This window comes from Pseudomonas sp. HD57-3 (assembly GCF_056113135.1).
Genome location: NZ_CM148568.1, coordinates 5,077,487 through 5,098,383, shown reverse-complemented (window position 1 = coordinate 5,098,383; position 20,897 = coordinate 5,077,487). Strand labels below are relative to the sequence as shown.

The window sequence follows — 20,897 nt, the reverse complement described above, 5'->3', positions numbered from 1 at the left end:
ATCGTTGATGGAGATCGCCCATGTCTGCACCGCTGGCCTCACTGAAGATTCTGGATTTCTCGACCCTGCTGCCGGGGCCGTTCGCCTCGCTATTGCTGGCGGACATGGGCGCCGAAGTGCTGCGCATCGAATCGCCGACCCGGCTCGACCTGGTGCGGGTGTTGCCGCCCCATGATCACGGCGTCTCGGCCAGTCACGCTTATCTCAATCGCAACAAGCGAAGTCTGGCGCTGGACCTCAAGCAGCCCGAGGCGCTGGAGCTGGTGAAGCAGTTGCTGGCGGATTACGACATCGTGCTGGAACAGTTCCGCCCCGGTGTGATGGAGCGGCTGGGGCTGGGTTACGAGGCGCTGAAGGCGATCAATCCGAAGCTGATTTATGTGTCGATCACCGGTTACGGCCAGACCGGGCCGTACAAGGATCGCGCCGGCCACGACATCAACTATCTGGCACTGGCCGGGCTTTCAAGTTACACCGGGCGCGCCGACAGCGGGCCGTTGCCGCTGGGCATGCAGGTGGCGGATGTCGCGGGCGGCTCGCTGCACGGGGTGATCGGTCTGCTGGCAGCGGTGATTTCCCGTCAGCAGACCGGGCAGGGCACCCATCTGGACGTGAGCATGACCGACTGCGCGTTCAGCCTGAACGCCATGGCCGGCGCCGGGTATCTGGCCTGTGGCGAGGAGCCAGGCTGGGAGGATCAGATGCTCAATGGCGGCAGCTTCTATGATTACTACCGCTCTCGCGACGGGCGCTGGATGTCGGTGGGCAGTCTGGAACCAGCCTTTATGCAGCAACTGTGTGCGGCGCTGGGCCGGCCGGAACTGGCGGCGCAGGGCTTGTCACCCAGACCCGAGCAGCAACGCGCGCTCAAGGACGCTTTGAAGGTCGAGTTCGAGAAGCATGACTTTGCCGAGCTGTGCGAGCTATTTGCCGGGATCGATGCCTGCGTCGAACCGGTGTTGAACCTGGGCGAGGCTGTGCGGCATCCGCAATTGCAGGCGCGGGAACTGGTGACGCAAGTGCCGCGTGGGGATGGCTCGGCGCAGGCGCAGATCGCTTGCCCGCTGAAGTTTTCCGAAGCGTTGCCGGCGCCGCGACATGTTGGCGCGGCGCTGGGGCAGCATACGGATCAGGTGTTGGCGGAGTTGGGGTTGAGCCCTGAACGGATTGCCGAACTGCGTGCCGCGAAAGTGGTTTTGTAGCTCGTTCCCACGCTCTGCGTGGGAATGCCGCCATGGACGCTCCGCGTCCACTGTGACGCAGTGCGTCACGGAATACATTCCCACGCAGAGCGTGGGAACGAGATGGGGTCTTATTCGACCCGCATCTCGCCACTGAACACCAATGTGTTCCGGCATCGGCGGCACAAGTACCGACGCCCCTGCCTGACCAGGCTATGGCGCTGCGCCGAAAACGGAAAATCGCTATCCGCACACGGGCATTTGTAGATATAGCGGGTCACGCTGCGGCGTTTGACTTCATAGGTATGGCAGCGGTCCGGCGGTAATTCATAGACGCCGCGCATGATCAATTGCCACTCCTCGCCGTGGGGCTGGATGCGGTCGCCGAACAACTGATGGGCGATCAGGTGCGCAACTTCGTGGGCCACGGTCTGCTTGAGGAAATGTTCGGTGTTTTCCCGGTACAGCTGCGGATTGAAGCGCAGCAGGTTCTCGTGCAGATGCGCGACCCCGGCTTTTTGCCCGCGCAGCTTGAGGCTCACCACGGGGCGTTTGAAAGGACGTTTGAAAAAGGATTCAGCGAGTTGGAAACAGTCTTCGACGCGGGTATTGAGTTGCTCGGGCATGCTTGATGGATCTCCAGAGGCGTCGAGTATGCCGCAACGCCGGGGCGTTGCGAATCGTCGAGCTGCCGAATGGTCGTCGCTCTTTTTCAACCGGCACGAGAAGGCCGCCTCGCGGCGGCCTGTGTTGGCGGATCTTGTTCTTCTCGGCGTTGCAGCCAGCTAGTTGGTGTAGACGGGCCCCACGCCCAGTCCCCAGACGATCACGGTAAACGCCATGATGGCGACCAGCACCACCAGACCCACCGCCAGCACCGAGCTGGAAAACAGGAAACCCTCGTCGGACGGAATGTTCATGAAGGTCGGCAGCCCCACATACAACAGGTACACCGTGTAGCAGATGGCCGCCGTGCCGACGATCATCCCCAGCCACATGTGCGGATAGAGCGCCGCCAACCCGCCGACGAACAACGGTGTCGCGGTGTAGGTGGCAAATGCCACGCAACGGGCCAGGCTCGGGTTGGCGTCATAGGTGCGGGCCATCCAGTGCACGAAGGCACCCATGACCGCGACCCCGCCGAGCATTGCCAGATAAGACATGATCGTCATCCACAACGCGCTTTCGACGGTGAGCATCACCGGTGCGCGGTTGCCGATCACCCAGCCGACCTGAGTCGTGCCGATAAATGCCGAAACAGCGGGGATCGCCGCCAGAATCAGCGTGTGCGTCAGGTACATGTGGCTGATGCTTTCTTCCTGGTCGCCACGGATTTCCTTCCATTCCTGATCGGGGTGGGTAAAAAGTCCCACTACGTGATGGATCATGCCAGTCACTCCTCTCGTTATTGCCATCGCCCCCCAGCGGAGCGCCTACGGGCCAATGCGGCCGAGCAAATACAGGTCTTCAGATTGTGTGCGACCTTATGTCGCAGTATAGAAAGGTCTTAACCGCACAGGTGATAGGGGCTTAGAGCAAATCGCGCTGTAAAACCTCGGGGTAATCGCGTCGGGGTCTGTGCAGACGGGCGCTGCAAGCGGCGACAACCTGTGGCCACAAGCGAAGTGTTTTTGCGTAAAATGCCCGCCTTTCGTCACACCTCACGGATTTCGCGTCATGGGCACTCTTACGGTCAACCAGAACAAACTGCAAAAGCGCCTGCGCCGCCTGGCCGGCGAAGCCGTCACCGACTTCAACATGATCGAAGACGGCGACAAGGTCATGGTCTGCCTGTCCGGGGGCAAGGACAGCTACACCATGCTCGACGTGCTGATGCACCTGCAGAAGGTTGCACCGATCAAGTTCGAGATCGTCGCCGTGAACATGGACCAGAAGCAGCCGGGTTTCCCCGAGCACGTGCTGCCGGCCTACCTGAAAGAGCTGGGCATCGAGTACCACATCGTCGAGAAAGACACCTACTCGGTGGTCAAGGAGCTGATCCCGGAAGGCAAGACCACCTGCTCGCTGTGCTCGCGCCTGCGTCGCGGCACGCTGTACACCTTCGCTGACGAAATCGGCGCGACCAAAATGGCCCTCGGTCATCACCGCGACGACATCGTCGAGACGTTCTTCCTCAACATGTTCTTCAACGGCAGCCTCAAGGCCATGCCGCCGAAGCTGCGCGCCGACGACGGCCGCAACGTGGTGATCCGTCCGCTAGCCTACTGCAACGAGAAAGACATCCAGGCCTACTCGGACTTCAAGCAATTCCCGATCATCCCGTGCAACCTCTGCGGTTCCCAGGAAAACCTGCAACGTCAGGTGGTCAAGGAAATGCTGGTGGACTGGGAACGCAAGACCCCGGGCCGCACCGAAAGCATTTTCCGCAGCCTGCAGAACGTGATCCCGTCGCAACTGGCCGACCGTAACCTGTTTGACTTCACCAGCCTGAAGATCGACGAGACGGCGGCTTCGCGTTTCGTCAATGTGGTGAACCTGTAAGTGATCTGATCGCTCGAAAGAAACGGCGCTCGCGGGCGCCGTTTTCAATTCATTTTTTAGGAGAGGGCATGCGCGACTACAAGTGGCTGCACGAATACTGTCTGAACCGCTTCGGTTCGGCGGCTGAACTGGAAGCCCATCTGCCCGTTCCCAAGACCCCGGCGCAACTGCGCAAGATCAGCGACGACCGTTATCTCTCGACCATGGCCCTGCGGGTATTTCGTGCCGGGCTCAAGCACAGTCTGGTGGACGCCAAGTGGCCGGCCTTCGAAGAAGTGTTCTTCAAGTTCGACCCGGAAAAGGTCGTGCTGATGAGTGCCGAACACCTTGAGCGGCTGATGCAGGATGCGCGGATCATCCGTCATCTGGGCAAGCTCAAAAGCGTGCCGCGCAATGCGCAGTTCATTCTGGACGTCGAGAAAGAAAAGGGCAGTTTCGGCGCGTTGCTGGCCGACTGGCCGGTGACCGACATCGTCGGTTTGTGGACCTATCTGAAAAAGCACGGCCATCAATTGGGCGGGCTGTCGGCGCCACGGTTCTTGCGGATGGTTGGCAAGGATACGTTTGTGCCGAGCTACGACGTGGTCGCGGCACTGAATGCGCAGAAGATCGTCGACAAGGTGCCGAGCAGTCTGCGGGATCTGGCGACGGTGCAGAACGCGTTCAACCAGTGGCATGAAGAGAGCGGCGGACGGCCGATGAGCCAGATCTCGATGATGCTGGCGTACACCGTCAATCATTGAGTCCAGAGTGATCGTTCCCACGCTCTGCGTGGGAATGCCGCCCGGGACGCTCTGCGTCCCTGAGACGCGGAGCGTCTCTTTATGCATTCCCACGCGGAGCGTGGGAACGATCTTGGAGTTGGAGCGCAGTCAGGCGACGGAGACTTCGCCTTCGCCCGCCAGTTTGCGATTCAACTGATACCGCCACCGCACATACAGCAACGCCGAGCAGAACACCGCCAGACTAGCGATCATCTCCAGCACACCGAACACCTGCCGGCTCGGGTCATACGCGGCCAGCGCGCCCTTGATGAAATACAGGTTCACCACAAAGCACATCCACGAATGCCCGCGTGCGCTGCCCATGATCATGCCCGGTGCGAGCACGATCCACGGGATCAGCTCGATCAGCAGAATCACCCACGGCCGCGCGCCGTGCAGGTCGGCGAACACCAGGTAATGCGCGGCGAGCAGTCCGGCCAGGCCGAAAAAGCACAGCAGACTGATCACCCGCATCGCCCGCACCCGTGGCTCCAGCCACTCGACGGCGGGCAGGACTTTCGGCTTTCTGGCCATCTCAGTTCCCCAGTTTCTGGGCCGTCTTGGCCAGGCGTGCGCCGAGTGCTCGGCACAGCGCCACTTCGTGCTGATCGAGCCCGCTTTTACCGTCGGCCCCGGCGTGATGGCTGGCGCCGTAAGGCGTGCCGCCGCCCTGGGTTTCCAGCAGCGCCGATTCGCTGTAGGGCAGGCCGGTGATCAGCATGCCGTGGTGCAGCAGCGGCAGCATCATCGACAGCAGAGTGGTTTCCTGACCGCCATGCAGGCTGGCGGTGGAGGTGAATACCCCGGCCGGTTTGCCGACCAGTGCGCCGGTCAGCCACAGGTTGCTGGTGCCGTCGAGGAAGTACTTGAGCGGCGCGGCCATGTTGCCGAAACGGGTCGGGCTGCCGAGGGCCAGGCCGGCGCAGTTCTTCAGATCATCCAAAGTGGCGTACAGCGCGCCTTCATCCGGAATGTCCGGTGCCACGGCTTCGCACTCGGTGGAGATCGCCGGCACGGTGCGCAGGCGCGCTTCGAGGCCGGCCTGCTCGACACCACGGGCGATCTGCCGGGCCATCTCTTTGGTCGAACCGCTGCGGCTGTAATACAGAACCAGAATGTACGGCGCACTCACGGCAGCAGCTCCAGGATCTGCTCCGGTGGACGGCCGATGATGGCTTTGTCGCCGGCTTCGAGAATCGGTCGCTCCATCAGCTTCGGATGGGCCGCGATCGCTTCGATCAATTGTTTCTCGGTGAGACTGGCATCGGCCAGGTTCAGGGTCTTGTACTCGTCTTCGCCGGTGCGCAGCAGTTGCCGTGCGCTGATGCCCAGCTTGCCGAGCAAGGCCTTGATCTGCGTGGCGTCCAGCGGGGTTTCGAGGTAGCGCACCACGTTTGGTGTCAGGCCACGGGCTTCGAGCAGTTCGAGCGCACCGCGGGATTTCGAGCAGCGCGGGTTGTGATAAAGCGTCAGATCGGTCATGGGCGGGTCGCTTCTTGCGTAGAGTGGCGGCTATTCTAACTGTGCAGCGCGCAATCCAGAACCTTGGGAGGCGATGGGTCGCAGGCGCATTCAATTTTTCACAAGGAACACGACATGACACGGGCACTGGCAGCGGCATTGACGATCATCGGGGCGTTGATGCTGGGGGGCTGCGGTAACGACTACGGCATCGACCAGAACGGGCAGAAAGTGGCGTCCGAGCGCCTCGACAAACAATGGGTCGTGCTCAACTACTGGGCCGAATGGTGCGGCCCGTGCCGCACGGAAATCCCGGAACTCAATCACCTGGCCGACGAGCTCAAGGGCAAGAAGATCGGCGTGTTCGGGGTCAACTTCGACAACGTGCAGGGTGAAGAACTGAAGAGTGCCAGCGAAAAACTGGGCATCAAGTTCACCGTGCTGGCGCAGGATCCGTCGGAATTGTTCGAACTGCCGCGCAGTGAAGCCTTGCCGGTGACTTACATCATCGACAACAAGGGCAAGGTGCGGGAACAGTTGATGGGCGAGCAGACGGCGGCGGGGGTGATGGCGAAGCTTGAGGCGTTGCAGGCGACCAACTGATTCGCCCTTTATGATCGTTCCCATGCTCTGCGTGGGAACGCCGCCCCGGACGCTCCGCGTCCGCTGTGACGCAGAGCGTCACGGGATGCATTCCCACGCAGAGCGTGGGAACGATCATTCAGTGCAGCAGGATCAGCCTTCTTCCAGCCACCAGCGCAACGGCTTGCCTTCAGCCGGCCAGAAGCGCATCTGCTCGATCGGCGAGATGTCCCAGCGCTCCACGTGCTCCAGGGCCTGGAGGAAGCGTTGCTCCTGCTCCATCAGCGCCGGTGCGCAGAGTTTGCGGGTCTTGCCGATCTTGCCGAAGCTCAGCTTGTCGCCTTCCAGGGTGTACGGCGCGAACCAGTGGTTGCAGCCGCCATTACCATAGGCCCGGCCATCATCGCCAAGGGTCACGGTCAGGTGGCTGTAGTCCATCAGCGGACGTTCGCCGATCCATTCCAGAATGTAGCTGCGGTTCTGTTGCAGTTGCACAGGCTCCGCGGCGCAACCCATCAGGCCGGCGCCGACAGCGGCAGTCAGGGCCAGGTGTTTCATCACGCCGGCTCCTGGCATTTCGGGCACAGGTGCTTGTCGCCGACTGCTTTCCAGCCCAGCTCCGCAATACGTGCCGTGGCGGCCGGTTTTTCCGCAGGCTTGCCCAGTTTGGCGTCCACCGCGAATTCGAAGCTCAGCTCCTTGGCGCAGCTGTCGCAGTTGACCTGCCAGGTGTGGATCGCCAGTTCACCGAACACCGGGCCGGTGGTCATGGCAGTCCATTGACCCGGCGGGTTGATCAGGTGGCGGACGGTGTCGACGGTCAGGCGCATGGACAAGTCCTTGCTGCCTTTGAGGGTCACGACCAGCACGTCGCCGATGCGGATCGAGCCACCGTTGCCGGTGACCTGATAACGGCCCGGTACGAGGGCGCGGCATTCGGTGAGGGTGTGTTGCGGGTTCATCAGGGTGTAGCGGAAATCGTGTTCGACCATGGGTCCTCCAAATATGCGCGACATGCTAGCACGGGCTTGATTGCAGAATGATGCGCGCGTGCGACCTTCGATCCGGTTCAAATCGACACCACAGTCGTGGCAAACTGCCGCATTCATTTTCAAGGAACGGAACATGGCGCTGATCGAATGTTATGAATGCAAGCGGAGCATCAGCTCAGAAGCCACGGCGTGCATTCATTGCGGGGCTCCGCTGGCAGAGGCGCAGGCTCCTCAAGACGAAAAGGGCACGTCGACGATTTCCTTTGGCAGCCTGCCGCGTAACAAGGCAGTGCCCGAGGCCTTCGTTCCGCCGCCGGCCCCCGAGCGGCCGAAGATCATGCCGGCCGCGGCGGGACGCCGCCGTCGTTCGCAGCCTGTCGAGCCGGTGGTGAACCCGGACGGTTCGCGCCCGGTGGAAGGCTGGCTGAAGATCATGGCGTTTCTGATGCCGCTGGTGTTTGTCTGGTTCCTGCTGCGCAGCGGGCACTCCTTCAAGCAACGTTTGCTGGGGTTCGGCTGGCTGGCGCTGTTGATCCTGTGCGTGGCGATTACCCCGACGCCGCCCCCGGTCTGAGTCCGATCGTTCAGCCTTCGACCTGGTTCTGCGGCGTGCCTGCCGCCCAGGTCGCGATGTTGTGCAAGGTGGTCGCGGCAATCGCGCCCAGCGCCTCATGGGTCAGGAATGCCTGATGCGCGGTGACGATCACATTCGGGAACGTCAGCAGCCGCGCCAGCACGTCGTCCTGTAGCGGCAGGTCGGAACGGTCCTCGAAGAACAGCTGCGCCTCCTCTTCATATACATCCAGTCCCAGATAACCGAGCTGGCCGTCCTTCAGGGCGTCGATCAGCGCCGGCGTGTCCACCAGACCGCCGCGCCCGGTGTTGATCAGCATCGCCCCCGGTTGCATGTGCGCCAGCGAATCGCGGTTGATCAGGTGTCTGCTCTGTTCGTTGAGCGGGCAGTGCAGGCTGATGATCCGCGCTTGCGCCAGCAGGTCCGGCAGGCTCAGGTAGCGCGCGCCCAACGCTTCGACGGCAGGGTTCGGATAAGGGTCGTAAGCCAGCAGTTCACAGCCGAAACCGTGCATGATTTTGGCGAAGGTCGCGCCGATCTGTCCGGTACCGACGATGCCGACGGTTTTGCCCACCAGGTCGAAACCGGTAAGCCCGTGCAGGCTGAAATCGCCTTCGCGGGTGCGGTTGTAGGCGCGATGCAAGCGCCGGTTGAGGGCGAGGATCAACGCCACCGCATGCTCGGCCACCGCATGGGGCGAGTAGGCCGGTACGCGCACGACGGCCAGCCCGAGGCGTTTGGCGACGGCCAGATCCACATGGTTGTAGCCGGCCGAACGCAAGGCGATCAGGCGTGTGCCGCCGGCCGCCAGACGTTCGAGCACCGGGGCGCTCAGGTCATCGTTGATGAACGCGCAGACTACTTCGTGATGTTCGGCCAGCGCTGCGGTATCGAGACTGAGCCGGGCTGGCTGAAAGTGCAGTTCGATCCCGGCCGGGCAGTCGGCGGCGAGGAAACTGTCGCGGTCGTAGGTCTGGCTGCTGAAAACGATCGTGCGCATGAAATCCTCCTGGAGCATCGACGCGGGCGCAAATCACCCGCGACAACTTTAGCTGCGTCGGCGTTGACCGGCATTGCCGTGGATCAGGCGCTGATCTTGGCCTGGGCCGCCAGACGATTGATCGCCCGCTCCAGCTCGTCCAGCGCGGTCGAGGCCTTGGGATCCTGCTGCTTGAGCAGGGTTTCGCTGCGCTGGCAGGCGGCGCGCAATTGCGGCACACCGCAATAGCGAGTTGCACCATGCAGACGATGCACCCGTTCGAGCAGGCTGTTCTGATCCTGATTGTCGCGGGCGGTGCGGATGGCTTCGCGGTCGGCCTCGAGCGAGGCCAGCAGCATCGCCAGCATGTCCGCCGCCAGATCCGCCTTGCCGGCAGCCAGGCGCAGACCTTCCTCGTGATCGAGTATCGGCAGTTCCTGATTGCCCAGCAGACTTTCGCCGCCACGGTCCGGCGCCTGATTGCGCAACGCCAGGCCCGTCCACTTCAGCACCACCTGCGCCAGTTGCCGCTCGCTGATCGGCTTGGTCAGGTAGTCGTCCATGCCGCTTTGCAGCAGCGCGCGTTTTTCATTGGCCATGGCGTGGGCGGTGAGGGCGACGATCGGCAACGGCGTGCAATGCCGCTCGCTTTCCCACTGGCGAATGGTTTCGGTGCTCTGGCGTCCATCCATGCCGGGCATCTGCACGTCCATCAGCACCAGATCGAAGGTTTCGTTCTGCACCGCCTTGACCGCGGCGTAACCGCTTTCCACAGCCAGCACCTTGGCGCCCATGTCTTCGAGCAGCGTCTGCACCAGCAACAGGTTGGCCGGGTTGTCGTCGACACAAAGCACTTTCGGCGCGCGGCTCGACAACGGTTCGCCCGGTTCGCTGCGCGGCTGGCGCGGGTTGACCATGTCTGACAAGGCCCGGCGCAGTTTGCGGGTACAGGCCGGTTTCGATTGCAGCTGACTGTGAGGGTTGGGCACAGAAAGGTGATACAGCGTCAGCTCGGTGGTCGGGCACAACACCAGCACTCGGCAACCGAGGTGCTCAAGGTCCCATATGTGCTGGTTGAGGCGTTCCGGCGGCATGTCATTGCTGGTGATGCCGAGCACGGCCAAGTCGATGGCCTGATCGGTCTGATGGGCGCCGGTGACGCCATTGGTCAGGCTTTCCAGGGTATTGAACGGCGTGACATCGAGGCCGCAGTCTTCCAGTTGATGCTGCAGGGCCTGACGCGCCAGTTCGTGGTTTTCCAGTACCGCCACCCGACGCCCGAGCAAGGGCGCGGAAGGCAGGTCTTCGGCGTCGTCGCGGGTCTTGGGCAGGTTCAGGCTGATCCAGAATTCCGAGCCTTCCCCCGGCGTGCTGTCGACGCCGATCTCGCCGCCCATCTGTTCGATCAGGCGCTTGGAAATCACCAGCCCCAGACCGGTGCCGCCGGGTTGGCGCGACAGCGAGTTGTCGGCCTGGCTGAACGCCTGGAACAACGCGCGCACGTCCTCGTTCGACAAACCGATACCGGTGTCCTGAATGCTGATGCGCAACTGCACGCTGTCGTCGTTTTCTTCTTCGAGCATGGCGCGGGCGACGATGGTGCCTTCGCGGGTGAACTTGATCGCGTTGCTCACCAGATTCGTCAGGATCTGCTTGAGCCGCAGCGGATCACCGACCAGCGACAGCGGTGTGTCGCGGTACACCAGACTCACCAGTTCCAGCTGCTTGGCGTGGGCAGCGGGGGCGAGGATGGTCAGGGTGTCCTGCAACAGGTCGCGCAGGTTGAACGGGATATGGTCGAGCACCAGTTTGCCGGCCTCGATCTTCGAGAAATCGAGGATCTCGTTGATGATCCCCAGCAGGCTGTCGGCGGATTTTTCGATGGTGCCCAGGTAGTCGAGCTGGCGCGGGGTCAGCTCGCTTTTCTGCAACAGGTGGGTGAAACCGAGAATGCCGTTGAGCGGCGTGCGGATTTCATGGCTCATGTTGGCGAGGAATTCGGATTTGATCCGGCTCGCTTCCAGCGCTTCCTTGCGGGCCAGGTCCAGCTCGATGTTCTGGATCTCGATGGTTTCCAGGTTCTGGCGCACGTCCTCGGTGGCCTGATCGACGCTGTGCTGCAATTCTTCGCGGGCGTTTTGCAGGGTGCCGGCCATGCGGTTGATGCCGGACGCCAGTTCATCCAGTTCCTGACTGCCCAGCGGTGGCAAACGGGTTTCCAGGTGACCGTCCTTGAGCTGCGCGACGGCCTGTTTGATCTGGCTCAGCGGGCGGTTGATCGTGCGGCCCATGCGCAAGGCCAGCAACGCGGCGCCGGCCAGTCCCGCGCCGATCAGCAGCAGGCTGGCGAACAGGCTTCGATAGCCGCGCAACAACATGCCGTTGTGCGACAGCTCCAGTTCGACCCAGCCGAGCAGGCGGTCGGACTCTTGCGGGATCAGCTCGCCAGCGAGGTTGCGGTGTTTGCCGAAGACCGGCAGCAGATAGCGGGTGGCGTCGTTGCCGCTGCGCCGCAGCAAGTGCGCGCTGTCGCCGCTCGGCGCCTGATTGAGCATGGTCGGGCCGGCGTGGGCGAGGGGAGTGCGGTCGGGCGCGAGGAAGGTGACGGCGCGCACGTCCGGTTGTTCAAGGGACTGGGTGGCGATGCGCTCGAGCAGTTCGGCATCGCCGTGGCCCATGGCCGGTGCCACCAGCGGAGCCAGTTGCTCGGCGATCATTTCGCCGCGCTGCATCAGTTGGGTTTGCAGGTCGGACTGCTGCGTCCAGGTGAAATACCCGCCCAGCACCAGTGCCATCAGGCTGGTCGGCAACAGGGTCAGCAACAATACGCGACCTTTGATTCCCAGTTTCTTGAGCACGCCTTTCTCCTGCATCCCGCTGATCGTTGACTCACACGTGCGTCCGGCACGCGGTATCGGCGCAGTGTAGCGATTTGCTTGCGGGCAATCTTGGGAAAAATGATGTCGTGGTTGTTCACTCGCAGGCCGGTCATCTGTCCGACAGGTCAAGCTTGGGTTGCCGGGCGCCGGGCAATCTTGAATAATCGCCCAACTGAGAATTATTTGCAGATAGTCATGACTCCTGTCTCTATTGGCCAACCCCGCATTCTTTCCATCGAAGACGATCCCGTCCTCGGTGCCTATGTCCATGAACAACTGGGCCGCAGTGGCTTCCAGGTCACCTGGTGCCAGAACGGCAGCGAAGGCCTGAGCATCGCCCGGCGCCAGCCGTTCGACGTGGTGTTGATGGATATTCTGTTGCCGGGGCTGGATGGATTGAACGTCCTGACCCAGCTGCGTCAGAGCCATTCCACGCCGGTGTTGCTGATGTCAGCCCTCGGTGCCGAAGCCGACCGCATCAGCGGATTCCGCCTCGGTGCCGACGACTATCTGCCCAAACCCTTCAGCATGGCCGAGCTGCATGTGCGGATCGAGGCAATCCTGCGTCGGGTCGCCCTCGACCGTCGTCCGGCGGCCATCGCTCCGGTGGTGCCGGTCGGCGGGCTGCGTTTCGACGACGAGCAGTGCGATGTGTTCTACCTCGACCAGCCCGCCGGCCTGACCCGCAGTGAATACCGTCTGCTGGAAACCCTCAACCGCAACGACGAGGAAGTGCTGAGCAAGGCCTTCCTTTATCAGCACGTTCTTCAGCGCGGTTATGCAGCCCACGACCGCAGCCTCGATATGCACATCAGCCAGATCCGCCGCAAACTCAAGTCGGTCGGCTACACCGAGCGGGAAGTGCGCACGGTGTGGGGCAAGGGTTACGTCCTGAGTGCCGTCGATGAAAGTGTCTGACCTGCCGGGCCGGCACTCGCTGTTCTGGAAACTCGCCTGTCTGCTGGTGGCGTTCTGTCTGCTGATGATCTGGCTGAGCTGGTCCTGGGGCCGGTACATGGAACAGCGCAATCAGTTCCTCTCCGACGACGCCCGTCGCACGCTGAGCCGTTATGCCGCCGAGGCCGAGCGCGCCTGGCAGCAGGGCGAGCGTGACGGTATCGATAGCTGGTTGCAAAGCATGGAGTTGCGCGAAGCCGGCTGGGTCGGCGTGATCGGCGGCAATCTGCAGTCGCTGGGCAGCCAGCCGTTGAACGCTCAGGAGCTTCAGCACCTGACCTTCCTGCGAGGCCTCGACTGGCCGATTCACAAAAAGGGCCGGCCGTGGCTGCGCGTACCGTTCCCCACTGACCCGACTGCCGGCAGTCTGGTCATCGAGTTGCCTGAGCGATTCCTGCCAGGCAAATACCGGGTGTTCTGGCGTGTCATCACCAACGGTGTGATTCCCGGCCTGTTCACCTTGCTGCTGTGCGTCGGCCTGTATCGCCTGCTGGTGGTGCCGCTGAACAATCTGCGCGAGCAGGCCAATGCCTGGCGCGCCGATCAATTGAATGTGCGGTTGTCGAGCGGCATCACCCAGCGCCCCGATGAACTTGGCGAACTGGCCCGCGCCTTCGATTCGATGTCCGAACGCCTGCAATCCACCGTGGCCCTGCAACAGCAGCTGTTGCGTGATTTGTCCCACGAACTGCGCACACCCCTGAGCCGGCTGCGGGTCGCCAGCGAAAGCGAGCAGCAGCTGCAGCCGTTGCGCGAGCGCATCGGTCGCGAGGTCGACGTGATGCAGCGATTGGTGGAAGACACCCTGCAACTGGCCTGGCTCGATACCGAGCGCGCACCGTTGCCGGACGAAGCGATCCAGATTCAGGCGCTGTGGGAAATGCTCACCGAAAACGCCTGCTACGAAAGCTGCTGTCCGGTCGGGCAGTTGCAGTGCGGGGTTGAAGCTTCCTGCTGGGTACGCGGCAATCTCAACACCTTGGCCCAGGCCCTGGAAAACATTCTGCGCAACGCCATTCGCCATTCGCCACCGGGCGGCATCGTGCGGCTCGACGGTCGGCGAGATGGCGATTACTGGCACCTGTGGCTGGAGGACGAGGGCGGCGGCGTGGCCGAGGCGGATCTGGAACGGATCTTCTCGCCCTTCATCCGCCTCGACGGCTCGCGGCCGGGGGACGGTGGATTTGGTCTGGGCCTGAGCATCGCGAGAAACGCGGTGCAACGCCAGGGCGGAACCCTGTGGGCCGAGAACGGCCCGTCGGGATTGCGACTGAGTCTGCGGTTGGTGGCGGATGACAGTGCTGTCAGTCCCGACGTCTTCGCTGGCAAGTCAGCTCCCACCGTGGACATGAGCCGCCCGCAGATCGTTTGAGCTGCACAAGAAAGTGTCAGCGCTGCTGACACTATTTAAAAGTCGCACCACTGGCGCGACTTTATTGCTTATTCCAAGAAACCATAAGCACCACACTTTGCGTGATATGGCCTGCGCAGGTTTGCCGGTATGATAGGCGCCCCCGCTGTCCGGATTGCGAAAAACGCCATGACCTTGCAGTACCCAACCATCGCCGATTGCGTCGGCAACACGCCGCTGGTGCGTTTGCAGCGCCTGCCCGGTGTCACCAGCAACACCCTTTTGCTCAAGCTCGAAGGGAACAACCCGGCGGGTTCGGTCAAGGATCGTCCGGCGCTGTCGATGATCACCCGTGCCGAGTTGCGCGGGCAGATCCACGAAGGCGATACGCTGATCGAAGCGACCTCGGGCAACACCGGGATCGCCCTGGCGATGGCCGCCGCGATCAAGGGTTACAAGATGATCCTGATCATGCCGGACAACTCCAGTGCCGAACGTAAAGCGGCGATGACCGCTTATGGCGCGGAGCTGATTCTGGTCAGCCAGGAAGAGGGCATGGAAGGGGCTCGCGATCTCGCCCAGCGGATGGAAGCCGAAGGCCGTGGCAAGGTGCTGGATCAGTTCGCCAACGGCGACAATCCTGAAGCGCACTACACCACCACCGGCCCGGAAATCTGGCGTCAGACCCAGGGCTCCATCACCCATTTCGTCAGCTCCATGGGCACTACCGGCACCATCATGGGCGTGTCGCGCTACCTCAAGGAGCAGAACGACAACGTGCAGATCGTCGGCCTGCAACCGATGGAAGGCTCGGCCATTCCCGGCATCCGCCGCTGGCCGCAGGAATACCTGCCGAAGATCTATCAGGCCGAGCGCGTCGACCGCATCGTCGACATGGCGCAAAGCGAAGCCGAAGACGTGACCCGGCGTCTGGCCCGCGAAGAAGGCATCTTCTGCGGCGTGTCCTCGGGCGGTGCGGTGGCAGCGATGCTGCGCCTGTCCAAAGAAGTTGAAAACGCAGTGATCGTCGCGATCATCTGCGACCGTGGCGACCGTTACCTGTCGACCGGCATTTTCGACGCGCCCAACTGATGGCCAAGCACGAGAGAGGCCTGCGCTTCCAGCCCACCGGCGGCAGCAAGGCCCCGCAAATCCCGACCGGCAAAAAGCAGCGCTTGAGCATCGAGCGCCTGTCCAATGACGGTCGCGGCATCGCGTTTTTTGAAGGCAAAACCTGGTTCGTCCTCGGCGCCCTCGCCGGTGAAGAGGTCGAAGCCCGGGTGCTCGGCGCCCACGGCAAAGTGGTCGAGGCGCGCACCGAGCGCGTATTCACCGCCAGTGAATTGCGCCGTCCCGCACCTTGCCAGCACGCCGGCCGTTGCGGCGGTTGCAGCGTTCAGCATCTGCCCCACAACGAACAGCTTGCCCTGAAACAGCGCATGCTCGCCGAGCAGTTGTCGCGAGTCGCCGGTGCCGAACCCGAGGAGTGGGCGGCGCCGTTGACCGGTCCCGAATTCGGCTACCGTCGCCGCGCCCGGATCGCCGTGCGCTGGGACAGCAAGGCCAAAAAGCTTGAAGTCGGCTTCCGTGCCGCCGGTAGCCAGGACATCGTCGCGATCAGCGAATGCCCGGTGCTGGTACAGCCCTTGCAGCCGATCATGACCCGCTTGCCGGAGATGCTTCGTCGCTTGAGCAAACCTCAGGCGCTGGGGCATGTCGAATTGTTCAGTGGCTCGTCAATCGCCGTTCTGCTGCGTCACATGGCGCCGCTGTCCGAAGCTGATCTGACGATCCTCAAGGATTTCTGCGCGTTCCATGAAGCGCAGCTCTGGCTGCATGGCGAAGGCGAACCGCAGCCGGTGGATGATGCCCAGTCGCTCGGTTACCGCCTGGAACAATGGGATCTGCAACTGGCCTACCGGCCGGGGGATTTCATCCAGGTCAACGCCGGGGTCAACGAGGCCATGGTGGCGCAAGCGCTGGACTGGTTGAAACCGACGAGCGATGAGCGCGTGCTCGACCTGTTTTGCGGTCTGGGCAACTTCGCTTTGCCGCTGGCGAAAGCCGCGCGTGAAGTGGTGGCGGTCGAAGGTGTGCAGACCATGGTCGATCGCGCGGCGGCGAATGCCGCTAGCAACAATTTGCATAACACAAAGTTTTTTCAGGCCGATTTATCCCAGCCTTTGACCGATGCCCAGTGGATCGGAAACGGCTTTTCTGCGGTACTCTTGGATCCACCGCGTGACGGTGCTTTCGAGGTGGTGCGCAAGCTGGCGACCCTGGGCGCCGAACGGTTGGTGTACGTGTCGTGCAACCCTGCAACTCTGGCGCGCGATACGGTCGAATTGATCAAGCAGGGCTACCGGTTAAAACGTGCCGGGATTCTCGATATGTTTCCTCAGACGGCACATGTCGAGGCCATGGCGTTATTTGAAGCGAGCCAGGATGGCTCGTCTGATCCGACTGGTCGTCCGTAGCGCTCGCATTGGCCCCGCGAGCGCGAACGGGCATTGAAGGTCAGTGATTTGACGCATTGAATCTGCGTCGTAGGGAAGGTAAAGCAAGATGGTACAGGTGAGAGCACACCAGCCGATCAACACTGACGGCAGTATCAATCTCGAGGCTTGGCTCGATCATGCGGTCAGTGTCGATCTGGCACTGGATCGCGAAGCCTTGAAAGAGGCCTGCGAGTACGCTCGCCAGGCCGAGCAACAATCCAATGCGGCGAAGAATCTCTGGTCCGAAGGCAGCGGCAGCTTTAGCACGGGCCTCGAGATCGCCGAGATCCTCGCCGACCTCAAGCTCGATCAGGATTCGCTGGTGGCGGCGGTTCTCTATCGCGGCGTGCGCGAAGGCCAGATCGAACTCGCGGCAGTCAGCCAGCGCTTCGGCCCGGTGGTCGCCAAACTGATCGACGGCGTGCTGCGCATGGCGGCGATCAGTGCCAGCCTCAGCCCTCGCCAGTCGATGGTGCTCGGCACCCAGGGCCAGGTGGAGAACCTGCGCAAGATGCTGGTGGCGATGGTCGACGACGTGCGTGTCGCGCTGATCAAACTCGCCGAACGCACCTGCGCGATCCGTGCAGTGAAAACCGCCGACGACGAAAAACGTAACCGGGTCGCCCGGGAAGTGTTCGACATCTATGCGCCGCTCGCGCATCGACTCGGCATCGGTCATATCAAATGGGAACTGGAGGACTTGTCCTTCCGTTACCTGGAACCCGATCAATACAAACAGATCGCCAAGCTGCTGCACGAGCGGCGGCTGGATCGCGAGCGTTTCATCGCCGACGTGATGACCCAGCTCAAGGACGAATTGCAGGCCACCGGCGTCGAAGCCGACATCAGCGGCCGGGCCAAACACATCTATTCGATCTGGCGCAAAATGCAGCGCAAGGGTCTGGAATTCAGCCAGATCTATGACGTGCGTGCGGTGCGCGTGCTGGTGCCGGAAATGCGCGACTGCTACACCGCGCTCGGCATCGTCCACACCCTGTGGCGGCACATCCCGAAAGAGTTCGACGACTACATCGCCAACCCGAAAGAGAACGGCTACCGCTCGCTGCACACGGCGGTGATCGGTCCGGAAGGCAAGGTGCTGGAAGTCCAGATCCGGACCCATTCGATGCACGAAGAAGCCGAGCTCGGCGTCTGCGCGCACTGGCGCTACAAGGGCACCGACGTCAAGTCCGGCTCGAACCACTACGAAGAGAAAATCTCCTGGCTGCGTCAGGTCCTCGAGTGGCACGAAGAGCTGGGCGACATCGGTGGTCTCGCCGAACAGCTGCGGGTCGATATCGAGCCGGACCGGGTCTACATCTTCACCCCGGACGGTCACGCCATCGACTTGCCGAAGGGCGCGACGCCACTGGACTTCGCCTACCGCGTGCACACCGAAATCGGTCACAACTGCCGTGGCGCGAAGATCAACGGGCGCATCGTCCCGCTGAACTACAGCCTGCAGACCGGAGAGCAGGTCGAGATCATCACCAGCAAGCACGGCACCCCGAGCCGTGACTGGCTGAACCCGAACCTCGGTTACGTCACCACGTCCCGGGCGCGGGCGAAGATCGTGCACTGGTTCAAGTTGCAGGCGCGCGACCAGAACGTCGCGGCGGGCAAGACCTTGCTCGAGCGCGAACTCAATCGTCTCGGCCTGCCGGCGGTGGATTTCGACAAGCTGGCCGACAAGGCCAACATGAAAACCGCCGAAGACATGTTCGCCGCCCTCGGGGCTGGCGACCTGCGTCTGGCGCAACTGGTCAACCTGGCGCAACAACTGGTCGAGCCGGAACGCGGCAACGAACAGCTGGAACTGATTCCGCGCAAGGCCACCGGCTACAAACCGGGCAAGCGCGGCGACATTCAGATCCAGGGTGTCGGCAACCTGATGACCCAGATGGCCGGCTGCTGCCAGCCGTTGCCGGGCGACGCGATCGTCGGTTACATCACCCAGGGCCGTGGCGTGAGCATTCACCGTCAGGACTGCGCCTCGGTGCTGCAACTGGGCGGGCGCGAGCCGGAGCGGATCATCCAGGTCAGCTGGGGCCCGGTGCCGGTGCTCACCTATCCGGTGGACATCGTCATCCGCGCCTACGACCGTTCCGGTCTGCTGCGTGACGTCTCGCAGGTGCTGCTCAACGAGCGGATCAACGTGCTGGCGGTCAACACCCGCTCGAACAAGGAGGACAACACCGCGCTGATGTCTCTGACCATCGAGATCCCGGGTCTGGACGCGCTGGGGCGGTTGCTGGGGCGGATTTCCCAGTTGCCGAACATCATCGAAACGCGGCGTAACCGGACTCCATGAAACCGATCTACAGCCTTGAAGACCTGCTGCACCTGATGAACCGTCTGCGCGACCCGCAGTACGGTTGCCCGTGGGACATCAAGCAGACTTACGCGACCATCGTCCCGCACACCCTTGAAGAGGCCTACGAAGTCGCCGACGCCATCGAGCGCGGCGACTTCGACCACTTGCAGGGCGAGTTGGGCGATCTGCTTTTTCAGGTGGTGTATTACAGCCAGCTGGCACGGGAGGAGGGGCGGTTCGAATTCGCCGGGGTGGTCGACAGCATCACCCGCAAGCTGATCCGTCGTCATCCGCACGTGTTTCCCACCGGCGATCTTTATGCGCCGCTGGACGTGCCGCGTCTGAACGAAGAGCAGGTCAAGCAGCGCTGGGAGGAGATCAAGGCCGAAGAGCGCGCCGAGAAATCCGCCGAGCCGCAGCAACTGTCACTGCTCGACGATGTGCCCGCCGCATTGCCGGCATTGTCCCGCTCGGCCAAGTTGCAGAAGCGCGCAGGGCAGGTCGGTTTCGACTGGCCGGATGCGTTGCCGGTGCTGGACAAGGTCCGTGAAGAGCTCGATGAAGTGCTCGAAGCCATGTCCGAAAATGACCCGGAAGCGGTGGTCGACGAGATCGGCGACCTGCTGTTTTCCGTGGTCAATCTGGCCCGGCATCTGAAGGTCGATCCGGAAACTGCACTGCGTGGCGCCAACGGCAAGTTCGAACGACGTTTCCGTTTTATCGAACAGGCATTGCGCGACACCCACCGACCCATAGAAGATTGCACCCTCGAAGAGTTGGACGCCTTGTGGGGCGAAGCCAAACGTCAGGAAAAGAATTTGCCCAGCTGCGGCTGAGCCGTTGCCTAAGTGAGTAAGCATCAATGAGCCTTTCCCTTCGCGACCAGTTGCTCAAAGCAGGGCTGGTCAACCAAAAGCAGGCCAAGCAGGTCAGCAAAGACAAACAGAAACAACAGCGCCTGGCCCACAAAGGCCAGATCGAACTGGACGACTCCCAGCAGCGTGCTGCCCAGGAAGCCCAGGCCGAGAAGGTCAAACGCGACCAGGAACTGAACCGTCAGCAGCAGGAGAAGGCGGAAGCCAAGGCCCGCGCCGCCCAGGTCAAGCAGTTGATCGAAGTCTCGCGTCTGCCGAAGCTGACGACTGAGGACTACTACAACTTCGTCGACGACAAGAAGGTCAAGCGCATCTCGGTCAACACGCTGATGCGCAACAAGCTCAGCAGCGGTTCGCTGGCGATCGTGCACCATGCCGGCGGTTACGAAGTGATCCCTCGTGAGGCGGCCCTGAAAATTCAGGAGCGCGATCCACAGCGCATCGTGCAGCTCAACGAGAAGGTCGAAGAGGTTAATGCCGAGGACGATCCGTACGCGGCCTACGTGATCCCTGATGATCTGATGTGGTAATCGGGTCTCGCTTGGCTGCGTAGCGGCCCTGAAACACCCCATAACTACAAACCCCGCTCATGGCGGGGTTTGTAGTTTTCAATGCTGTGGTTTTGCTTCAGGCGGATTTCCGATCCCGCTGCTGTTCCTGCAGTTCAAGTTCGGCCTTGTAGTTGTGGGCGTCGATCTCGTTGTGGAACATGCCGACCAGTAAGTCTTGTTGGTGCACATCCCAGATCCGTACGCCGGCGGCTACGCCTTCATGGGACATGTGTGAATCGTCGCGTTCAGTTACTTTTACAGTCATCTGCTAGCTCCAAATCTCAAGTTATCTGCAGCAAGGCGTGTGCAGGACTCTGTTATAGATTTTGTTAGCCTGCTAAGTAAACGCCCGATTTGTGCAATGTATTCTTGCGAAATCTGCAACAGCGCTGGAGCCCTCTGAATCCGCGACATTCAGTCGCAGGGCGGTAAGTTGC

At 62.1% G+C, this 20,897-nt stretch carries 22 protein-coding genes; 12 read left to right on the top strand and 10 right to left on the bottom strand.

Annotated elements, in window-relative coordinates; all coding sequences use genetic code 11:
* Positions 1–20: 20 nt before the first annotated feature.
* Positions 21–1,202, top strand: coding sequence for a CaiB/BaiF CoA transferase family protein (locus AC0R79_RS23040; protein WP_474731774.1), 1,182 nt, complete (start codon positions 21–23; stop codon positions 1,200–1,202).
* A 110-nt stretch (positions 1,203–1,312) separates the two neighbouring features.
* Here AC0R79_RS23040 and AC0R79_RS23035 read toward each other — a convergent pair whose 3' ends face one another.
* On the bottom strand, positions 1,313–1,807 hold the full coding sequence (locus AC0R79_RS23035) for a SprT family zinc-dependent metalloprotease (RefSeq protein ID WP_007957760.1): 495 nt from the start codon (positions 1,805–1,807) through the stop codon (positions 1,313–1,315).
* A gap of 159 nt (positions 1,808–1,966) precedes the next feature.
* Positions 1,967–2,569 carry a Yip1 family protein gene (locus tag AC0R79_RS23030; protein WP_007957761.1) on the bottom strand — a complete coding sequence of 201 codons (603 nt, stop codon included), beginning with the start codon at positions 2,567–2,569 and terminating at the stop codon, positions 1,967–1,969.
* 289 nt (positions 2,570–2,858) lie between these two features.
* Here AC0R79_RS23030 and ttcA point away from each other — a divergent pair, with 289 nt between their 5' ends.
* Positions 2,859–3,683: a tRNA 2-thiocytidine(32) synthetase TtcA gene (gene ttcA / locus AC0R79_RS23025; protein ID WP_064598661.1), complete on the top strand. Its 825-nt coding sequence runs from the start codon at positions 2,859–2,861 to the stop codon at positions 3,681–3,683.
* A 68-nt stretch (positions 3,684–3,751) separates the two neighbouring features.
* Positions 3,752–4,426: a DNA-3-methyladenine glycosylase I gene (locus AC0R79_RS23020; protein ID WP_085683575.1), complete on the top strand. Its 675-nt coding sequence runs from the start codon at positions 3,752–3,754 to the stop codon at positions 4,424–4,426.
* Positions 4,427–4,555: 129 nt separating this feature from the next.
* Here AC0R79_RS23020 and AC0R79_RS23015 read toward each other — a convergent pair whose 3' ends face one another.
* From AC0R79_RS23015 to arsC, 3 genes are read right to left on the bottom strand one after another with little or no spacing between them, the layout of a single operon-like run.
* Positions 4,556–4,981 (bottom strand): DUF2069 domain-containing protein, encoded by a 426-nt coding sequence (locus tag AC0R79_RS23015; RefSeq protein ID WP_474731773.1) that lies wholly within the window; start codon positions 4,979–4,981, stop codon positions 4,556–4,558.
* A 1-nt stretch (position 4,982) separates the two neighbouring features.
* A complete protein-coding gene (gene wrbA / locus AC0R79_RS23010; RefSeq protein WP_474731772.1) occupies positions 4,983–5,579 on the bottom strand; it encodes an NAD(P)H:quinone oxidoreductase in 597 nt (198 codons plus the stop codon).
* Entirely contained in the window at positions 5,576–5,929 is a 354-nt protein-coding gene (gene arsC, locus AC0R79_RS23005) for an arsenate reductase (glutaredoxin) (protein ID WP_474731771.1), read from the bottom strand. The genes wrbA and arsC overlap by 4 nt, the downstream gene beginning before the upstream one ends.
* Positions 5,930–6,043: 114 nt before the next feature.
* On the opposite strand from arsC, the gene AC0R79_RS23000 reads away from it, so the two are divergent.
* Entirely contained in the window at positions 6,044–6,511 is a 468-nt protein-coding gene (locus tag AC0R79_RS23000) for a TlpA disulfide reductase family protein (RefSeq protein WP_007957768.1), read from the top strand.
* A 132-nt stretch (positions 6,512–6,643) separates the two neighbouring features.
* On the opposite strand, the gene AC0R79_RS22995 is transcribed toward AC0R79_RS23000, so the two are convergent.
* Both AC0R79_RS22995 and AC0R79_RS22990 read right to left on the bottom strand, forming a co-directional pair.
* On the bottom strand, positions 6,644–7,048 hold the full coding sequence (locus tag AC0R79_RS22995; RefSeq protein ID WP_007957769.1) for an META domain-containing protein: 405 nt from the start codon (positions 7,046–7,048) through the stop codon (positions 6,644–6,646).
* Positions 7,048–7,482 carry a hypothetical protein gene (locus tag AC0R79_RS22990; RefSeq protein ID WP_007957770.1) on the bottom strand — a complete coding sequence of 145 codons (435 nt, stop codon included), beginning with the start codon at positions 7,480–7,482 and terminating at the stop codon, positions 7,048–7,050. The genes AC0R79_RS22995 and AC0R79_RS22990 overlap by 1 nt, the downstream gene beginning before the upstream one ends.
* A 133-nt stretch (positions 7,483–7,615) precedes the next feature.
* Between AC0R79_RS22990 and AC0R79_RS22985 the strand changes: the two genes are divergently transcribed.
* Entirely contained in the window at positions 7,616–8,056 is a 441-nt protein-coding gene (locus AC0R79_RS22985; RefSeq protein ID WP_375747717.1) for a hypothetical protein, read from the top strand.
* A 10-nt stretch (positions 8,057–8,066) separates the two neighbouring features.
* On the opposite strand, the gene AC0R79_RS22980 is transcribed toward AC0R79_RS22985, so the two are convergent.
* Both AC0R79_RS22980 and AC0R79_RS22975 read right to left on the bottom strand, forming a co-directional pair.
* Positions 8,067–9,056 (bottom strand): 2-hydroxyacid dehydrogenase, encoded by a 990-nt coding sequence (locus AC0R79_RS22980; RefSeq protein WP_007957772.1) that lies wholly within the window; start codon positions 9,054–9,056, stop codon positions 8,067–8,069.
* Between the two features lie 83 nt (positions 9,057–9,139).
* On the bottom strand, positions 9,140–11,893 hold the full coding sequence (locus AC0R79_RS22975; RefSeq protein WP_375747715.1) for a response regulator: 2,754 nt from the start codon (positions 11,891–11,893) through the stop codon (positions 9,140–9,142).
* 216 nt (positions 11,894–12,109) lie between these two features.
* On the opposite strand from AC0R79_RS22975, the gene AC0R79_RS22970 reads away from it, so the two are divergent.
* From AC0R79_RS22970 to AC0R79_RS22940, 7 genes are all read left to right on the top strand, one after another.
* The gene (locus AC0R79_RS22970; protein WP_127799380.1) at positions 12,110–12,832 is read left to right on the top strand and encodes a response regulator transcription factor; all 723 of its coding nucleotides are present in this window, start codon (positions 12,110–12,112) and stop codon (positions 12,830–12,832) included.
* The gene (locus tag AC0R79_RS22965) at positions 12,819–14,243 is read left to right on the top strand and encodes a HAMP domain-containing sensor histidine kinase (protein WP_474731770.1); all 1,425 of its coding nucleotides are present in this window, start codon (positions 12,819–12,821) and stop codon (positions 14,241–14,243) included. The genes AC0R79_RS22970 and AC0R79_RS22965 overlap by 14 nt, the downstream gene beginning before the upstream one ends.
* 168 nt (positions 14,244–14,411) lie before the next feature.
* Positions 14,412–15,314, top strand: coding sequence for a cysteine synthase CysM (gene cysM / locus AC0R79_RS22960; protein WP_045121847.1), 903 nt, complete (start codon positions 14,412–14,414; stop codon positions 15,312–15,314).
* Positions 15,314–16,699, top strand: a complete 1,386-nt coding sequence (gene rlmD, locus AC0R79_RS22955) for a 23S rRNA (uracil(1939)-C(5))-methyltransferase RlmD (RefSeq protein WP_127799376.1) — start codon at positions 15,314–15,316, stop codon at positions 16,697–16,699. The genes cysM and rlmD overlap by 1 nt, the downstream gene beginning before the upstream one ends.
* A gap of 88 nt (positions 16,700–16,787) precedes the next feature.
* Positions 16,788–19,031: a GTP diphosphokinase gene (relA, locus tag AC0R79_RS22950; RefSeq protein WP_474731769.1), complete on the top strand. Its 2,244-nt coding sequence runs from the start codon at positions 16,788–16,790 to the stop codon at positions 19,029–19,031.
* Between the two features lie 5 nt (positions 19,032–19,036).
* Positions 19,037–19,870: a nucleoside triphosphate pyrophosphohydrolase gene (mazG, locus tag AC0R79_RS22945; protein WP_375748044.1), complete on the top strand. Its 834-nt coding sequence runs from the start codon at positions 19,037–19,039 to the stop codon at positions 19,868–19,870.
* Between the two features lie 26 nt (positions 19,871–19,896).
* Entirely contained in the window at positions 19,897–20,439 is a 543-nt protein-coding gene (locus AC0R79_RS22940) for a DUF2058 domain-containing protein (RefSeq protein WP_007957793.1), read from the top strand.
* Positions 20,440–20,536: 97 nt separating this feature from the next.
* On the opposite strand, the gene AC0R79_RS22935 is transcribed toward AC0R79_RS22940, so the two are convergent.
* Positions 20,537–20,725: a hypothetical protein gene (locus AC0R79_RS22935; RefSeq protein ID WP_039772867.1), complete on the bottom strand. Its 189-nt coding sequence runs from the start codon at positions 20,723–20,725 to the stop codon at positions 20,537–20,539.
* Between the last annotated feature and the right edge of the window lie 172 nt (positions 20,726–20,897).

What these genes read in the sequence shown, in the direction of transcription:
- AC0R79_RS23020 (WP_085683575.1), top strand. Translation starts at nt 3,752, where the DNA reads ATGCGCGACTACAAGTGGCTGCACGAATACTGTCTGAACCGCTTCGGT.
- AC0R79_RS22970 (WP_127799380.1), top strand. Translation starts at nt 12,110, where the DNA reads ATGACTCCTGTCTCTATTGGCCAACCCCGCATTCTTTCCATCGAAGAC.
- AC0R79_RS22985 (WP_375747717.1), top strand. Translation starts at nt 7,616, where the DNA reads ATGGCGCTGATCGAATGTTATGAATGCAAGCGGAGCATCAGCTCAGAA.
- AC0R79_RS22935 (WP_039772867.1), bottom strand. Translation starts at nt 20,725, where the DNA reads ATGACTGTAAAAGTAACTGAACGCGACGATTCACACATGTCCCATGAA.
- rlmD (WP_127799376.1), top strand. Translation starts at nt 15,314, where the DNA reads ATGGCCAAGCACGAGAGAGGCCTGCGCTTCCAGCCCACCGGCGGCAGC.
- arsC (WP_474731771.1), bottom strand. Translation starts at nt 5,929, where the DNA reads ATGACCGATCTGACGCTTTATCACAACCCGCGCTGCTCGAAATCCCGC.
- AC0R79_RS22940 (WP_007957793.1), top strand. Translation starts at nt 19,897, where the DNA reads ATGAGCCTTTCCCTTCGCGACCAGTTGCTCAAAGCAGGGCTGGTCAAC.
- AC0R79_RS23015 (WP_474731773.1), bottom strand. Translation starts at nt 4,981, where the DNA reads ATGGCCAGAAAGCCGAAAGTCCTGCCCGCCGTCGAGTGGCTGGAGCCA.
- ttcA (WP_064598661.1), top strand. Translation starts at nt 2,859, where the DNA reads ATGGGCACTCTTACGGTCAACCAGAACAAACTGCAAAAGCGCCTGCGC.
- relA (WP_474731769.1), top strand. Translation starts at nt 16,788, where the DNA reads ATGGTACAGGTGAGAGCACACCAGCCGATCAACACTGACGGCAGTATC.
- cysM (WP_045121847.1), top strand. Translation starts at nt 14,412, where the DNA reads ATGACCTTGCAGTACCCAACCATCGCCGATTGCGTCGGCAACACGCCG.
- AC0R79_RS23030 (WP_007957761.1), bottom strand. Translation starts at nt 2,569, where the DNA reads ATGATCCATCACGTAGTGGGACTTTTTACCCACCCCGATCAGGAATGG.
- AC0R79_RS23040 (WP_474731774.1), top strand. Translation starts at nt 21, where the DNA reads ATGTCTGCACCGCTGGCCTCACTGAAGATTCTGGATTTCTCGACCCTG.
- AC0R79_RS23000 (WP_007957768.1), top strand. Translation starts at nt 6,044, where the DNA reads ATGACACGGGCACTGGCAGCGGCATTGACGATCATCGGGGCGTTGATG.
- AC0R79_RS23035 (WP_007957760.1), bottom strand. Translation starts at nt 1,807, where the DNA reads ATGCCCGAGCAACTCAATACCCGCGTCGAAGACTGTTTCCAACTCGCT.
- AC0R79_RS22995 (WP_007957769.1), bottom strand. Translation starts at nt 7,048, where the DNA reads ATGAAACACCTGGCCCTGACTGCCGCTGTCGGCGCCGGCCTGATGGGT.
- AC0R79_RS22980 (WP_007957772.1), bottom strand. Translation starts at nt 9,056, where the DNA reads ATGCGCACGATCGTTTTCAGCAGCCAGACCTACGACCGCGACAGTTTC.
- AC0R79_RS22965 (WP_474731770.1), top strand. Translation starts at nt 12,819, where the DNA reads ATGAAAGTGTCTGACCTGCCGGGCCGGCACTCGCTGTTCTGGAAACTC.
- AC0R79_RS22990 (WP_007957770.1), bottom strand. Translation starts at nt 7,482, where the DNA reads ATGGTCGAACACGATTTCCGCTACACCCTGATGAACCCGCAACACACC.